The organism is Flavobacterium lotistagni, from assembly GCF_011392125.1.
Lineage (GTDB): Bacteria > Bacteroidota > Bacteroidia > Flavobacteriales > Flavobacteriaceae > Flavobacterium > Flavobacterium lotistagni.
Genome location: NZ_JAAJBU010000008.1, coordinates 106,095 through 120,944, shown reverse-complemented (window position 1 = coordinate 120,944; position 14,850 = coordinate 106,095). Strand labels below are relative to the sequence as shown.

Annotated in this window: 15 protein-coding genes; 14 read left to right on the top strand and 1 reads right to left on the bottom strand. The window is 34.6% G+C overall.

Annotated elements, in window-relative coordinates; translation table 11 throughout:
- Genes G4D82_RS10305 through G4D82_RS10290 form a run of 4 tightly spaced genes read left to right on the top strand, consistent with a single transcriptional unit; the run spans position 1 to position 3,054 of the window.
- Positions 1-741, top strand: a complete 741-nt coding sequence (locus G4D82_RS10305; RefSeq protein ID WP_166337198.1) for a peptide arginase family protein — start codon at positions 1-3, stop codon at positions 739-741.
- Positions 742-750: 9 nt separating this feature from the next.
- The gene (locus G4D82_RS10300) at positions 751-1,674 is read left to right on the top strand and encodes an HNH endonuclease (protein ID WP_166337197.1); all 924 of its coding nucleotides are present in this window, start codon (positions 751-753) and stop codon (positions 1,672-1,674) included.
- Positions 1,674-2,327, top strand: coding sequence for an AbiV family abortive infection protein (locus G4D82_RS10295; RefSeq protein ID WP_166337196.1), 654 nt, complete (start codon positions 1,674-1,676; stop codon positions 2,325-2,327). The genes G4D82_RS10300 and G4D82_RS10295 overlap by 1 nt, the downstream gene beginning before the upstream one ends.
- 10 nt (positions 2,328-2,337) lie before the next feature.
- The gene (locus G4D82_RS10290; RefSeq protein ID WP_166337195.1) at positions 2,338-3,054 is read left to right on the top strand and encodes a hypothetical protein; all 717 of its coding nucleotides are present in this window, start codon (positions 2,338-2,340) and stop codon (positions 3,052-3,054) included.
- Here the strand turns inward: G4D82_RS10290 and G4D82_RS10285 are convergent.
- Positions 3,051-4,859, bottom strand: coding sequence for a restriction endonuclease (locus G4D82_RS10285; protein WP_166337194.1), 1,809 nt, complete (start codon positions 4,857-4,859; stop codon positions 3,051-3,053). The two genes, G4D82_RS10290 and G4D82_RS10285, sit on opposite strands and share 4 nt — an antisense overlap.
- Positions 4,860-5,443: 584 nt before the next feature.
- Between G4D82_RS10285 and G4D82_RS10280 the strand changes: the two genes are divergently transcribed.
- The 10 genes from G4D82_RS10280 (at position 5,444) to G4D82_RS10235 (ending at position 14,806) form a co-directional block, all read left to right on the top strand.
- Positions 5,444-5,959: a DUF2975 domain-containing protein gene (locus G4D82_RS10280; RefSeq protein ID WP_166337193.1), complete on the top strand. Its 516-nt coding sequence runs from the start codon at positions 5,444-5,446 to the stop codon at positions 5,957-5,959.
- Between the two features lie 2 nt (positions 5,960-5,961).
- Positions 5,962-6,168, top strand: coding sequence for a helix-turn-helix domain-containing protein (locus G4D82_RS10275; protein ID WP_166337192.1), 207 nt, complete (start codon positions 5,962-5,964; stop codon positions 6,166-6,168).
- 90 nt (positions 6,169-6,258) lie between these two features.
- A complete protein-coding gene (locus G4D82_RS10270) occupies positions 6,259-7,134 on the top strand; it encodes an ABC transporter ATP-binding protein (protein ID WP_166337191.1) in 876 nt (291 codons plus the stop codon).
- A 548-nt stretch (positions 7,135-7,682) separates the two neighbouring features.
- On the top strand, positions 7,683-10,286 hold the full coding sequence (locus G4D82_RS10265; protein ID WP_166337190.1) for a M1 family metallopeptidase: 2,604 nt from the start codon (positions 7,683-7,685) through the stop codon (positions 10,284-10,286).
- Positions 10,287-10,405: 119 nt separating this feature from the next.
- Positions 10,406-11,287, top strand: a complete 882-nt coding sequence (locus tag G4D82_RS10260; RefSeq protein ID WP_166337189.1) for a helix-turn-helix domain-containing protein — start codon at positions 10,406-10,408, stop codon at positions 11,285-11,287.
- Between the two features lie 185 nt (positions 11,288-11,472).
- Positions 11,473-12,471, top strand: a complete 999-nt coding sequence (locus tag G4D82_RS10255; RefSeq protein ID WP_166337188.1) for a YCF48-related protein — start codon at positions 11,473-11,475, stop codon at positions 12,469-12,471.
- A gap of 111 nt (positions 12,472-12,582) precedes the next feature.
- Positions 12,583-12,858 (top strand): tautomerase family protein, encoded by a 276-nt coding sequence (locus G4D82_RS10250; protein WP_235924334.1) that lies wholly within the window; start codon positions 12,583-12,585, stop codon positions 12,856-12,858.
- 44 nt (positions 12,859-12,902) lie between these two features.
- The gene (locus tag G4D82_RS10245) at positions 12,903-13,646 is read left to right on the top strand and encodes an SDR family NAD(P)-dependent oxidoreductase (RefSeq protein WP_166337187.1); all 744 of its coding nucleotides are present in this window, start codon (positions 12,903-12,905) and stop codon (positions 13,644-13,646) included.
- Between the two features lie 33 nt (positions 13,647-13,679).
- Positions 13,680-14,432, top strand: coding sequence for a type 1 glutamine amidotransferase domain-containing protein (locus tag G4D82_RS10240; protein ID WP_235924333.1), 753 nt, complete (start codon positions 13,680-13,682; stop codon positions 14,430-14,432).
- A gap of 2 nt (positions 14,433-14,434) precedes the next feature.
- Positions 14,435-14,806 carry a nuclear transport factor 2 family protein gene (locus tag G4D82_RS10235; RefSeq protein WP_166337186.1) on the top strand — a complete coding sequence of 124 codons (372 nt, stop codon included), beginning with the start codon at positions 14,435-14,437 and terminating at the stop codon, positions 14,804-14,806.
- Positions 14,807-14,850: the final 44 nt, after the last annotated feature.

Genomic DNA, 14,850 nt, shown 5'->3' with positions numbered 1-14,850 from the left:
ATGATTGATTCTACGCAATTGGATATTAACGGTAAAAAAGTTTTCATTTGCGAGGAGCATCACCATGTTTTAAAGTTTTGGCATCAATTCCGGGAACAACGGTCCTACCTGTTGACCTTTGACCATCATACTGATTTACACCGTGCTTTTCAGGGATATCTCAATAATTTGTCCACACCCGGCAGGCGAATTCCCGATCAGGATAGCTGGGACAAAAGACAAGCAAAATTAATCGAGGGAATTATAGAAAACGATTCGGACAGAATTAATGACCTGAAGCATGATGAACATATCGATGCGGCACTTAAGGCCGGCTTTATCAAAAAAGCTTTGGTTTACAGTCATGATTCCTACCACGGCAAACCGGAACGTGTATATTGTATTAATGGCGATGATAAATATGCCGGACAGCTGGTTATCAATAACTCTCAAAGTTATAAAAAGCATTCTACAGTTATTAATGCTAAACAGCTTGAAAAAAGATTTGGCTTATTCGACCTATGCATTCCACGTGAAGAATGGATGGGCAACTTCATTTTAGATATTGATTTAGACTTTTTTCAGACGACAAAATCGATAACCCCAAAAGACATTTCTTTTTTTAAACTGCTCATAGACAAGTCTATCGCCATCTCCATCGCAAAAGAAAGTACGTGGATAAATACCTGGAAAAATGAGTACGATAGCGATCTATCGGTAGAATTTCTGCTTGATAAATTGCTACATTTGATTGAAAGTTAAAGTTTTACTATGACCGACATCAAATGCATATTCTGTAAACAGCCGAGCCACACTTCAAAAAGTGTTGAACACATTATACCCGAGTCTTTAGGTAGTAAGCAAAAAGTATTGCCAAAAGGTGTTGTCTGTGACAGCTGTAACCAGTATTTTGCACTTAAGGTCGAAAAACCGATACTTTCGCACGAATCGTTTCGAAATGTCAGGGCTTATTATCAAGTACCCAGTAAAAAAGGCAAAATGCCGTCGGTACTGGGTAGTATTGCTGGAACCGATATCAAGGTAGGGCTCAAATTAAACAAGGACAATTCAATCAACCTACAGCCGGAAAACGAAAAGGACCGGGAGCAATTTGAAAAACTATATAATAAAGATGTAGTCGATTTTCCACCACTGATGTTTCCCATCAGTTATGATCCTCCCAAAAAGGAAATGGCCCGCCTTCTGGCAAAAATGGCGTTAGAGGCACTCGTATACGAATACAAATCAGTAAAGGAATGGGTAGATGTAGTAGTAGAATCATCGCACTATGACCTAATCCGGGAATTTGCACGATTTGATCGTACCTTTAGGGAATGGCCCTTTCATCAACGAAGAGTGTTTCCCGACGAAACGCAAATGGTTCATCCCGATACGGGTGAATGGGTACAGGTTGGCTTTGGGCATGATGTGATGGTTACACCAAACCGGGAAACCTACTTTGTATTTTTATACTACGGCATTGAATATGTAATCAATATCGGAGGTCCTTCTATCAAGGGCTATGAAAAATGGCTCGATGAAAACAATAATATCAGTCCGATGGTTGAAAGGCATGGACTCAAATTAGTGACAAGGGAAACACAGGGCAAGATTATGTATTTTTTAGAAGGTGAAAAAGTAACAAGTGTATTTTTTAACGAGGTACACAAATATATGGGTAAAAAGGAACAATAATGAAAGATGCAATCCAAAATTTTAGCGGAGCTGATTATATTGACGGGGCATGTCTAACGTATGAAAATGCTAAACGTCATATTACCACAAGCAACTTATTGTCTGCCCAGGGCTTATATGGTATTGCAATATCACATATTATTCTCGGAGCTGAAGAATACATTAAGGCCTTGATCCTTCTAAATTTAAGCGGTGACTCTGAATTTATAAATGATTCCGAGAAGGTAGAACTTTTCAAAAATCATAAATTCAAGCACAACAACATCAAGGAATTTCTCAAATCCCTAAGTGATACTGCCGTAGAGAAATATGATGCCGAAATGTTCGATCGGCTTATCAACTATACAGACCCGGATTCTAAATATTCTATGGATGGATTTTATATTTCACGGGTATTCGACATCACTTCGCTCACTGAAAATGATGCGGCGAAACTAATAAAGTGGCTTGTCAAGGCAAATGATTTAAAGAATAATGGTTTTTACATAAATCTCGATGAAAATTGGGAAAGTCCCGAAAGATTTAATGCAGATGATTATAAGGAAGCTAATGCCCTGATTACAGTACTTCAAAATGCCATCGATCCAATTTTCACATTACCAATGACTGATGAAAATTTGATAAACTATCTTAACAGTCGCGATATAATATAAGTTTTAAAAGATGATCAGACAAATACTCGATAAGAAATCATGGAATGTTCTAAGAGAAGAAGTTAGAAATAATTATGACCATAGTGAAGTATGGGAAAAAATCATCGCCCTTTTCAAAAAAAGGATTAACGATTACTACTTCGTACCGATTGCTCGGGTAAAAGATTCCAATTCATTAAATGGGGAAGGATTTACAATTCTTACGATTCAATGTGCATTGATTGAAATGTTAGCCGCCTTCAAATATGGTAAAATCCACAATCACCGTAAAAGAGGTGCGTTACCGTCTTTTGAGTATACACGTGCTGATGAATGTTTCATACCATTTTTACATACTGAAAAAATTTTTGAAAATCACTTTTTTCGCCACGAAGCAGGAGAAAAAATCACCGATGAGCCCTTCAATGCAAATGAATTTTACAATAATGTTAGATGCGGACTTATGCACGAGGCACGAACGAAAGGTGAATGGGTAATCAATGCAAGAAAAACCTACTTGCAAGACGAAAAAATTTTCATAAAAAGAAATATTGAAAAAGGGGTTGTCAGTATCGACAGGACAATATTAAATAAGCTATTATCAGAATACTTTGAAAGTTATCTCACAGAACTATCGGCAGCAAATGAGCACGGAAATAATTTGCGCAGGCTGTTTGCAAGGAAATTGGATCATCTTTACGATATTTTATCTGATTCAGGAAATTATGATTGGTGGAAAGATTACTAAGTGTTTATGTCAAGAAAAATGCCGAGTTCTTCAAGCCAATAGTCTTTAGTCTTTCGGCTAGCACCTAAAAAAATGTTTTTTACTATTTTCTCTATATTATCAAAAGTGTTTTCTATTTCATTATTAAGGTTTTTTAAATTTTCAAGAGTTGAAATATGTGGCTGATAATTAGGAGTGTATGAAACCCTTAAGAAAACATGATAATTAGTTTGATCATCAATAATAAAATCAAAACGATTAGCACCTTTAATATCATCAAGGTGAGTTCCAAAAGATTCAATTTTTTTTTCTAAATATTCATCATTTTTATGGGAAATTCTAAAAACACATTCAAAATTTAATGTTCGTTTATTTGGTCTTAAAGGTGATGGTATTGTATTAAAATTCTCAAAAATATCCACTTGTCGATATGTTGTTTGTGGATTAGCTGGAAAAGGATCATCATTATTTACGGCAGCAATTTTACTTGCTTTTTCCCAATCAATAATTTCAATCTCATGTATATTGGCAAGATCTATTATTTCTTTTTTTAGATTTTCAAATTCATCATGTTTTAAAGATCTCTCAAATAAATTTATATCAGCGGGGTAAATAGTTGGAATTGGATGTATCCAACAAAGTAACTTATCTGATGAGCCATATGTATAAATTTTATTTGGTTTAAAGGAATTAAATAATTTCTCAGAATTACTATTTACCATTATAAATAAAGATTTTGACCATATAATTTTGTCTTCCTCCAAACTACTTTCTACATGAGGATGTAGATCTTTATTTGCATCGCAAGTATATTCTAAATAAAATACAATGTCTATATCTCGATTATAATAACAAAAGTCGTTAAGTTGTGACATATGTATTCTATCCGGTAATTTCCAATTTGTACTGACTGGAATTAGAAAGTCATATTCACTTATTGCAGAATCTTCATACAGAATATATGTCTCACCATTTTCAGGCAAATTAAATTCGCCATTACCGTAATTTCGATAAGACTCTTCTTTTTTTGGAAAATAAGGAATGCCAAAGCGAATAGAGACATAGGATGATTCAAATTTTAGATTTTTATCATTCACTAATATTCGAAGGATTTCTTGTTTTACATTATTTACTGAATTAAAAAATGTATTCTCGGATAAGGTAATAATGTAACCAATATTATGTCCAAAATTACTTCTAGACTCTTTAATAGATAGAGGACTTAAAGGAAATAATTGTCTAGAATTTATGAATTTATTGTTTGCAACTTCAAAATTTAATTCATTTGAACTATTCAAATTTTCTGGAAATTTATATTCTATTAATGTATCCTCTGGTTGCTTTCGTAGAATAAAAGGTAATGCAATTTTATTATTGACTAAATGGATTTTTTCGCTTTCAAACCATATTTTTCTTAAAATTGAATTATCCAAAACAATATCAACAATCTCATGCCCTTCTAGCCAGTTAAGATTAAAATTTTTGTAATTATCTTTGTATTCTCTTTTACTTTGGGGTGATAATCTACCTGATGTACAAAAAAAGCCCTGGTTGTAATTAAATTTATTAAGAGCAATAATTATCTCATCTGTCTCACTACTACCAGAAGTTTTATTAAAGTCATAGTGAAATTTACATTGGGTGACAACTTTATTTCCTCGCCGATCTATAGAAAATATGTCTCGTTTACCATCGCCAGTTCCATCCATCACTTTTACATCATAATGTCTGAAATGAATGGATAGTATATCACCTATTAAAAATGGGAAATCCTTTTCGTTAAGTCCATCTAAATATTTTAATTTATCATTTGGTTTTCCTGCCATATTTATTATTAACCAACTTTAATAGTTCAGTTATTGAACAACTAAATTACTTAAATTTGTTTAGTAATTTTATTTGATTACATTTGTTTAGTAAGATTTCGAAATTTTGCAAGTCAAATTAAGAGGAGCAAAAGCGAGACCCTAGGAGAGTAAAAGTTTTATAAACTCAACAATATCAAACGGTTAGAAATGGAATACAATTCCCTCTTTCTCCGCGAAGTAAAACCGAGAGTAATAGCTTTCGGTTTTTTTGTTTTTAGGCAGTGTTGAAAGTTCACTTTGATGAACACGTTAAAAATAAAAAACAAAGTACGCCTATTCAGGCGTAGAGGTTTTTCTTTGCTCATGGTTCCCTACAGCGGATCAACGGAGTTAATCCCTAAAAAACAATTGACTATTTACAAGAGCTATTCAGGCGTACAGGTTTTTCTTAGCTCAGAATTCCTTTTTGTGGCTAATTGAAGTTGATTTTCCTTAACCTTGTTTCAAAAGAAATATAAGAAACAATATTAAATTTAATAATTAATTATTGTTTTACAATAATTAATTATTAAATTTGTCTCCTTAATTTTAATTTTCATATTATGAAATCAGTGAAACTAACCTCTTCTTTTTTATATTATCTAGTCAGCATAATCGCGTATGGTTATTTGATTACTGCCATATATACTCTTATTAATTGTACTTTTGAAGGTCCATTTTTCGAAAAACTACCCAACAATCGTTTCGCCATAAATTATCCTTTTACTTCAGAACATTTTTTATTAGGCTCTGAGTTTACTACAAATTATGTCGCTGAAATGGTATTGGGAATTGCATTGTATGGAATATTCTTTTTTGTATTAAGCGGTGTTTTCAATGCGTTTAGACAAAAAAAATTGTTTACTCTTTTTGGGGTAAATCATCTAAAGCGATTTTATATTTTCAATCTGGTACTATATCCTGTTTTGGCCATACTTTGGGCAATAATATCAATCGAAGATTTTCCATTCTTTGCCATGATAAGTGCGCATTTAATCATGGGTTTATTCATTTACTTCATGAACGCCATTTTTGAGCAAGGTTTGAGATTACAAAACGAACAAGACTTATTTATTTAATCATGCCAATTATTGTAAACATAGACGTTATGCTTGCCAAACGTAAAATGCAATCTAAAGAGTTGGCAGAAAAATTAGATATCACTCCGGCGAATTTATCTATTTTAAAAACAGGAAAGGCCAAAGGAATTCGCTTTGACACCTTGGAGGCAATCTGTAAAATATTACAATGTGAACCCGGTGACATATTAGAGTATGTAGAAAAGTAAACCTACATGTGCTAAAGTTTTTAATATCGGTGTTTCATCGACAGGATTTTCTTTGCCTCAACTTAAAATAATCATCAAAAATCAATAAAAATGAACAGCTTAATTATTAAAAATCTACAAAAAGAATATCCTAATGGGGTGCGTGCCTTAGAAGATATTACAATTCAAGTAGGGAATGGCCTATTTGGTTTATTAGGGCCCAATGGCGCCGGAAAATCCACATTATTACGAACTATTGTAGGATTACAAAATGCCGACCATGGGGAAATATGGTTCAATGAAGTAAATGTATTACAAGATCCGATGTTCTTAAAAAAACAGTTAGGCTTTTTGCCTCAAGATTTTGGTGTATATCCAAAAATAACGGCTTATGATTTATTAAACCATCTGGCCATTCTGAAAGGAGTTAGTGAAAAAACCGAACGAAAAAATCAGATTCTAGCTCTATTAGAAAAGGTGAACTTATCCTCGCAGCAGCATAAAGAAGTACATACTTTTTCTGGCGGTATGAAACAAAGATTTGGTGTGGCTCAAGCCTTATTGGGCAATCCCAATATAATCATAGTCGACGAACCAACTGCAGGTCTAGATCCTGAGGAGAGAAACCGTTTCAATGGTTTGTTGAGTGAAATTGGCAACGATCGCATTGTAATTCTTTCTACACACCTAGTGGAAGACGTACTGCATCTTTGCTCGCAAATGGCCATTATCAATAGCGGGAAAGTGCTTCTACAAGGCAACCCAAATGATTTTATAACGCAATTACAAGGCAAGATTTGGAGGAAGCCAATTCAAAAACAACAATTAGAAGAATTTAAAACAAAATACAAAGTAATTGCCTCTTACTACCTCAGTGGAAATTTATTCATTCAAGTTTATTCAAATGAGTATTTACCTGATTTTGAGTTAGTAAATTCAAAACTCGAGGATGTGTATTTCAATACGTTAAATCAAATAGAAATATGAAGGCAATTATTTCTTGTGATTTAAAATCATATTGTAAAAACTGGAGATTTGTAGGCTTACTCATTGCATTAATCTCATTTGGAATTTTTGCTGGAGTGTATGCTCGTTTTACATTAACCGAAAATTTAGCCTATAACGCTCCCTACCAAGTAGGATTTCTTACGGCATTTTTAAGTTTAACAAGTTTATTTTTCGCTACAATTTTCTCTGGGCAATTGGCCTTAAAAGAGGTAGATTATCGCTTTAATCTGATATACTTTGCTTTGCCAATAACAGTAAAGCAATTTCTATGGAGCAGACTAACAACCATTTTTATTCTATCTTTTGGATCAACACTTTTATTGACCGTTTGTTTTTTTATTGGAAGAGAAATAACATCAAATTATCAATTCTCGGTGGCTTTCTCAATTAGCTATTATTTTGGGCCTGTCATATTATTTACAGCGATTAATTCTTTTGTAATTGCAGCCACTACAGCTGCAGTTGCTTGGATAACAAAAAGTAAACTCCAAGTCTATGTTGCCGGTTTATTAATTTATATGGGTTATATGGTGGCCTTACTTTATTCAGGATCGCCGTTCATGGCCAATCAGTTGCCACAGTCAAAGCAAGCCCAATGGTTGTCAGCTATTCTTGATCCGTTTGGGATTTCAGCATTCTTTTTTCAAACAACCCATTGGTCTATCCAGCAACGCAATACAGAATTATTGGAGCTTAATGGAGTTTTAGTCTTCAATAGAATTGGCTTTGTGGTAGTGGCAATTTTACTTTTGTTGGCTGCTTCTAAAAAATTCGTCGTTGTCTCAAAAATTAAAAAAAACCAGAGCTCGCATTTAAAAAGAATGGTTTCTGTTTCAACACCGTTCTGTTTTGTAAATACACAGCAAAGTAACCAAGTGAAATGGCAATCATTTTTATCTTTCACCAAGATTTACAGTACATATGTTGTCAAAAGTATGCCGTTTGCCTTACTAAGTTTAGGCCTATTGTTTCTTGTTGGAATGGAAATTCATGCTGCTATTGAAAAAGGAATTAGACTGCCGCAAAAATATGCCAGCTCAGGATTGATGGTTTCAACAATTATTCAGAGTTTCTATGTTTTTGGAGCATTAATTATGGTTTTCTATTCCAATGATTTATACTGGAGAAGCGAGCGTTCTCATTTTAATTTCATAGAAGAAAGTACTACAAATTACAGATTAAAAAATGCATCACTTCAAGTTGTTTTAATTGGAATGGTATTTTTCTTTACTAGTGTTTTAATACTTCAAGGCATTTGTTTTCAGTTTTTGTACAACTATCCTAAAATTGAATTTTTAATCTATTTAAAAACGTATCTCTACACCACACTTCCGTTGATTTTGGTGAGCATAATATCGCTGATTATACAAAGAATAGTCAAAAACAAATACTTGTCACTTGGTATTTCTGGAGTTTTTATTTTGTTAATGACTACTTCTTTGGGAAAAATTGTTGTGAAACATCCGCTATTGAAATTTTTGCAAACAATCAGTTACGATTACAGCGACATGAATGGCTTCGGCTTTTATGAAAACCTGTTTATTTACCGATTAGCTTTCGGTTTTTGTCTCACATTATATATCCTTTTTCTGATGCAACAAACCAAAAAATCAATCAGAAAAGCTGGCTTTTGGTTCACTTCAATCGGACTGCTTTCTTTATCACTCATTCTAGGTAATCAAGTAGTTGCAGAATATACCCCGAAAAGCAAAAGCCTCGAATTGCTTCGATTGGTAGCTTATGAAAAGGCCTACAGAAAATATCAAACCGTGCCACAACCAACGATTAAAGAAGTAATCGCGCGAGTTGATTTATATCCCAAAGAAAATCGCTACGACATCAAAGGGCAATATCTTTTAGAGAATAAAACGACGGTTTCAATAGACGAAATCTTAGTGAACTTCCCGGATGATTTTACAATCCAATCGGCCATTTTAATTCACAAGAACCAAAGAAGCAAAATTGCCAATCAATTTCAAATAATGAAACTAAGTAAGCCACTAAAGCCTACTGAAAAAGCAGTGCTTGATTTCGAGCTGAACTACCGCATCAAACCCATTAACAGCCACCAATCGTTTAATGCAATCGTTGGTAACGGTGCTTTTATGCGTATTAGCCGATATTTTCCACAAATTGGTTATCAATCATCCTATGAAACCGACGAAAAAGAAATCAGAGAGAAATACCAATTAGGAGCCGCTACTGCAATCAAAAAACTGAACGAACCCAAAGCGCCGAACCATGATTTTATGTCACTCAAAATGACCATCTCGACAGATTCGAATCAAATTGCTGTGGGTGTTGGAGAATTACAAAAACAGTGGAAACAGAATAATCGTTCTTTCTCAAGCTTTATAGCGCATCAAATTCCATTTCGTTTTGCTATAGCTTCTGCTCATTACAAAATTGAAAAAACGATATACAAGGGAAAATTACTTGAAGTTTATTATCATGCCAATCACCATGAGAATGTAAAATACCTTCTTGAAAATGCCAAACTCACCCTAGATTATTGCCAGGCAAATTTTGGCCCATATCCCTTCAAAACCATTCGCTTTGCAGAAGTATCAAGTTTTACACAAGGCTTCAATGCTACAGCTTATCCAGCGACTATATATATGACTGAAAACATGGCCTTTCACTGCAATTTAAAAGCCGATAAACAACCAGATGTAATCAATGAAATGGCTGGTCACGAATTGTCTCATTTGTGGTGGGGAAACAGTCAAATTCATCCTGACGATAGACAAGGCGCTCCAATGCTCACTGAATCTTTAGCCATGTATACCGAACTCATGCTACTAAAAAAAATGTACGGAAAGGAAAAAGTAAAAGAAAGTATAGCCATGCACCAAGAGATTTACGAAACTGAAAAAGGTTTTTTAGGAGATGCGCCTTTAATTGAAGTAACCAGCAATCAAACCCACATCGCCTACTCAAAAGGAGCTATAAAGATGTACCATTTGAGCGAATTAATTGGTGAGGATAGAGTAAATTTGGCTCTGAAAAACTTTATAAATAAAAATAAATACCCCAATCCTAAACCCATTGCCACAGACTTTTTAAAAGAAGTATATGTAGTAGCAGATAAAAAATACCACAAACAGATTAAGGAACTGTTTTATCAGTAGGTTTAAATAGAAAATGCTGTTGTGTGAGCCAGTTTAGACCATAAATACAAGAAATTGGTCTTTTTGTCCAAGCCTGAATTAATGATTGCTGCATAATTTTGCCCATTACCACAATAACAATGAAGAACGATACGCAAATACCGGTAAATACAATCAATGAATTCTGTCAAGAAAACGCCATTGAATATTTCAAAGTTTCTGGTTTTAATGTCGAAACCTGTACGATTAACGAGTTTCAAGAAAATCACAGGCACAATCATTATGAAATTATATGGCTAAAAAAAGGAAAAGGCATTCACCACATTGACGGGCAACAATATAATTATAATGGCTCTGTACTTTTTTTGTTATCGCCGGGCCAAGTGCACAAAATAGACCAAGAAGAAAAGGGAGAAGGCTTTGTGATTAAATTTTTACCTGAACTTTTTCAACATCAAAAAGAAGTGGAAGAATACCTAATTGATAGCCTTTTGTTTGATGCCATTGATGCTTTTCCGGTAATTAATCTAACCGCTTCACAATACAAGGTTTTCGAAGATTTGTTTTATCAAATTACCGTCGAATTCAATACTTCTGAAATGGGGCAGCAACAAATACTTTCCTCGTTTCTAAAAATTCTGATTACCAACATTACCCGATTGAAACACAATCATATCGCATATAGCTACATTCCTGAGGCAGGCTATGACCTTTTTAAAAAATACAAGGTTGCCGTAGAAAAGAATTTCAAAACTACTCACGGAGTCAACCAATACGCGGATATGCTTCATACCACAGCCAGAAATTTAAATAATGTAACCAAAAAGTTTTCAAATAAAACCGCCGGGCAAATCATAGCCGATAGAATTATTTTAGAAGCCAAAAGGTTTTTACATCATGATAATCTTTCAATAAAAGAAATCGCTTTCGAAATTGGGTATGACGATCCGGCCTATTTTACAAGGTTTTTCAAAAATTACTTGGGCATTTCTCCCCAACATTATAAAGACAGCTTACTATAGAGGTAAGGTTAATAGAATCTGTTCATTTAAAAGCAATCGTCTGGTATTTATCAGGCGATTTTTTTAGTCATAAAAGTGCAAGTATTTGGAATATTAATGCAACAATCACAAAGTGAATTGCTAAGATATTTGTTTCAATACATGACCGAATTCAAAAAATGACTCACTGATAACTTAAAAACACTATGAAAAAAATTACAACCCTTTTACTGGCAATAGCAATGGCCTCATGTTCATCTGATAAGAATAAAGACAAGGCCAGCATTGGAGCATTAAAATTAGAAAACCTAATTCATTTAGAAACCAACATTCCTCAGGACTTTTATGATGATCTTACTTTTACTGATGCCCAAACAGGCTATGCCATATCTAGGTTAGGTAAAATTGTCAAAACCACCGATGCCGGCATAACATGGACAACATTAAACTCAGGCGCGACTCAACCATTAAAAAGAATACACTTTGTGAACCATAACCTCGGATTTGCTATTGGCAGCGACCCAAGTGGCAATTTTGTTTTAAGAACCAATAATGCCGGACAAACATGGACCAGTATAAATTTGACGTCAACCTCAAATAGTTCTTTGAACAGCATCTACTTTATAAATGAAACAGTTGGTTTTATTGTCGGAAATCAAGTTTTTAAAAAAACATCGAATGGCGGACTTAGCTGGTCTGACGTTTTCACCACACCAACAGATAAAAATTTTCAAGACATCAAATTTAAAAAGCAAAGTAACATTGGTTATGCCACAGCAAACACAAATGAATATTATAAAACAACCGATGGCGGAATATCTTGGACAGCCATCCAAACGAATTTCAGAGAAGAAAATTTCTCGCAGATTCAACTAATTGACGAACAAGTCTATTTAAAAAGTAATTCGAAAGTAATTAATGTTTCCTCAGGTAGAACAGCGGTTTTGCCTAATCCCGTGAACAAAATTCTACTTCTTGACCATTTAAAATCCATAGGTATTGGGCAGCATTACGAAGGAGGCTTTTTCCCCTTTGGTGACATTCTGTTAACCAACGATAATTGGACCAATTTTCTTCAAAAAACATATCAACCCAGTAGTGAAGCCATGGATTTTACAGCCCTAGCAAAATTGACTAATCACAAGGTCATGATTTTAGGCACCGGACAATTGCACACTGAAGTCATTATGTTAGAAATTGAATAGCACTACAGTCAATCATTTAAATAGGGTTAAGTGATTGATTAATAGTTGAAAGGCGTCTGATTTTAAATTCAGGCGTCTTTTTTTTTTTGAGAAGTACAAAAGTGCAAGTCAATGGAATATTTATCTATTCTCTGCAACGAAACGGGTAACGAACTTTGTACCGTAATCCTAAAACAACTTTTTATGCCTTATGTAAACATTCAAGTAACTGATGAAAAAGTTACCAAAGAGCAAAAACAAGAATTAATTAAAGAAGTGACCAATTTGCTTTATAGAATCTTGAACAAAGACCCAAAATTGACCCATGTGGTAATTCAAGAAATACACTTGGACAATTGGGGCGTTGCAGGCGAGCAGGCCACTGAACTAAGAAAAAAGCAACTTTAGTAGTTGTATAAATAATAATCACTAATACTAATTTAAATTAAAAAATGAAAAAAACAGTAATTGTAACTGGCGCATCATCAGGTATCGGTAAAGCGATAGCAAAACTATTCATTGACAAAGGCTTTAATGTGGTCATGAATGCCTCAAACGAAGCAACATTATTAAAAACTTACCAAGAGTTTGGTGCTCCTTCCAACGCCATCACTGTAGCAGGAGATGTGGCTAAAAAAGAAGTAGGAAAGTTGCTGGCCACGATGGCGAAAAACAAATTCGGCAATATTGATATTCTTGTTAACAATGCTGGCGTATTTGCCCCCAAACCTTTCTTAGATGTAATGGAAGAAGATTTAGATCGTTTTTATAACATCAACCTAAAAGGCACCTACTTTGCCACACAAGCCGCTATTCCAGCCATGTTAGAAAATGGTGGTGGTTCAGTCATTAATATCGGAACCGTTTTGGTTGATCACGCAATTGCTGGCTTCCCGGCATCAGCACCTGTAGTCAGCAAAGGAGGCGTTCATGCACTAACAAAACAACTAGCCGCTGAATTTGGAAACAAAAACATTAGAGTAAACACGATAGCTCCGGGTATCATCAGAAGCCCACTTCAAGGCAAAATTGGTGTTGAAAATGCCGATGGTTTGGCTGGTTTGCATCTATTGAACAGAATTGGCGAGCCGTCTGATATTGCCGAAATGACACTCTTATTGGCCACTAGTTCCTTTATCACCGGTGAAATAATAAACGTTGATGGCGGTCACGTAGCCGGACATCTTTTCGCCTAATTAAAATAATCTTAGAACTTAAAAAAGTAAATCATGAAAAATACGATGAAAACAATTTTGGCCGTAATCTTAACTATGGCATCATTCACCATTCAAGCACAGAAAAAACAAAAAATATTATTTGTGCTTACTTCTCACGATAAGTTGGGAAATACCGGAAAAGCTACTGGCTCATGGATTGAAGAGTTTGCCACACCCTACTATTACTTTACCGATAAGGGTTATGAAGTGGTTATTGCTACGCCAAACGGAGGCCAAGCTCCAATTGATCCTAAAAGCAACGATCCTTCCTTTCAAACAGAAGCAACCAAGCGATATTATGCAGACAGTAAGGCCCAAAAAGCTTTAAGTACAACAGAAAAATTAGCGTCAGTTAATCATAAAAAATTCTCTGCGGTATTCTATCCAGGAGGTCACGGGCCAATGTGGGACTTGTCAAATGACCAAAACTCGATGAAGATTATCCAAGATTTTTATAACAATAACAAACCGATTGCTTTTGTTTGTCACGGATCAGCAGCACTGGTAAATGTTACAGATAAAGCAGGAAACTATTTAATCAGTGGGAAAAAAGTTACCAGTTTTTGTAATACTGAGGAAAGTGCTGTACAACTCACCGAGGTGGTGCCATTTTCATTAGAAAACAAACTTAAGGAACGAGGCGCCAAATACTCGAAAGGGAATGATTGGAGCTCTTATGTAGTTCAGGATGGCCTTTTAATTAGCGGGCAAAATCCACAATCATCAGAAGCTGTAGCTGAAAAATTGCTTTCAAAAATCAAGTAATCATGTCAGCAAATAAGGTAGAAAATGTTGTAAGCGTCATTGAGGATTATTTCTATGGTGTTTATCTAGGCGATCTCGAGAAATTGAGAAATGCCTTTCATGAACAAACTATTCTGTATGGTGACATTAATGGAACGCCCTATTTAAAAAATTTGGAGGAATACTTGGAAGGCGTTAAAAACAGAAAATCACCAAAGGAAGCAGGCGAAGATTACAAAATGAAAATCGTGAACATCGATTTCTTTGGGAACAATGCCATCGCTAAATTAAGCGTTCCGATATTCGGAATTCAGTACACCGATTATTTGTCAATGACGATAGTAAATGGAAAGTGGAGAATTGTAAATAAGTTGTTTACTAACGACATACAATAAAGAACATTCTCGGTGCAAGCCGAGGATGTTTTTTTATTTAAAAC

What these genes read in the sequence shown, in the direction of transcription:
- G4D82_RS10305 (WP_166337198.1), top strand. Translation starts at nt 1, where the DNA reads ATGATTGATTCTACGCAATTGGATATTAACGGTAAAAAAGTTTTCATT.
- G4D82_RS10300 (WP_166337197.1), top strand. Translation starts at nt 751, where the DNA reads ATGACCGACATCAAATGCATATTCTGTAAACAGCCGAGCCACACTTCA.
- G4D82_RS10295 (WP_166337196.1), top strand. Translation starts at nt 1,674, where the DNA reads ATGAAAGATGCAATCCAAAATTTTAGCGGAGCTGATTATATTGACGGG.
- G4D82_RS10290 (WP_166337195.1), top strand. Translation starts at nt 2,338, where the DNA reads ATGATCAGACAAATACTCGATAAGAAATCATGGAATGTTCTAAGAGAA.
- G4D82_RS10285 (WP_166337194.1), bottom strand. Translation starts at nt 4,859, where the DNA reads ATGGCAGGAAAACCAAATGATAAATTAAAATATTTAGATGGACTTAAC.
- G4D82_RS10280 (WP_166337193.1), top strand. Translation starts at nt 5,444, where the DNA reads ATGAAATCAGTGAAACTAACCTCTTCTTTTTTATATTATCTAGTCAGC.
- G4D82_RS10275 (WP_166337192.1), top strand. Translation starts at nt 5,962, where the DNA reads ATGCCAATTATTGTAAACATAGACGTTATGCTTGCCAAACGTAAAATG.
- G4D82_RS10270 (WP_166337191.1), top strand. Translation starts at nt 6,259, where the DNA reads ATGAACAGCTTAATTATTAAAAATCTACAAAAAGAATATCCTAATGGG.
- G4D82_RS10265 (WP_166337190.1), top strand. Translation starts at nt 7,683, where the DNA reads ATGGTGGCCTTACTTTATTCAGGATCGCCGTTCATGGCCAATCAGTTG.
- G4D82_RS10260 (WP_166337189.1), top strand. Translation starts at nt 10,406, where the DNA reads ATGAAGAACGATACGCAAATACCGGTAAATACAATCAATGAATTCTGT.
- G4D82_RS10255 (WP_166337188.1), top strand. Translation starts at nt 11,473, where the DNA reads ATGAAAAAAATTACAACCCTTTTACTGGCAATAGCAATGGCCTCATGT.
- G4D82_RS10250 (WP_235924334.1), top strand. Translation starts at nt 12,583, where the DNA reads ATGGAATATTTATCTATTCTCTGCAACGAAACGGGTAACGAACTTTGT.
- G4D82_RS10245 (WP_166337187.1), top strand. Translation starts at nt 12,903, where the DNA reads ATGAAAAAAACAGTAATTGTAACTGGCGCATCATCAGGTATCGGTAAA.
- G4D82_RS10240 (WP_235924333.1), top strand. Translation starts at nt 13,680, where the DNA reads ATGAAAAATACGATGAAAACAATTTTGGCCGTAATCTTAACTATGGCA.
- G4D82_RS10235 (WP_166337186.1), top strand. Translation starts at nt 14,435, where the DNA reads ATGTCAGCAAATAAGGTAGAAAATGTTGTAAGCGTCATTGAGGATTAT.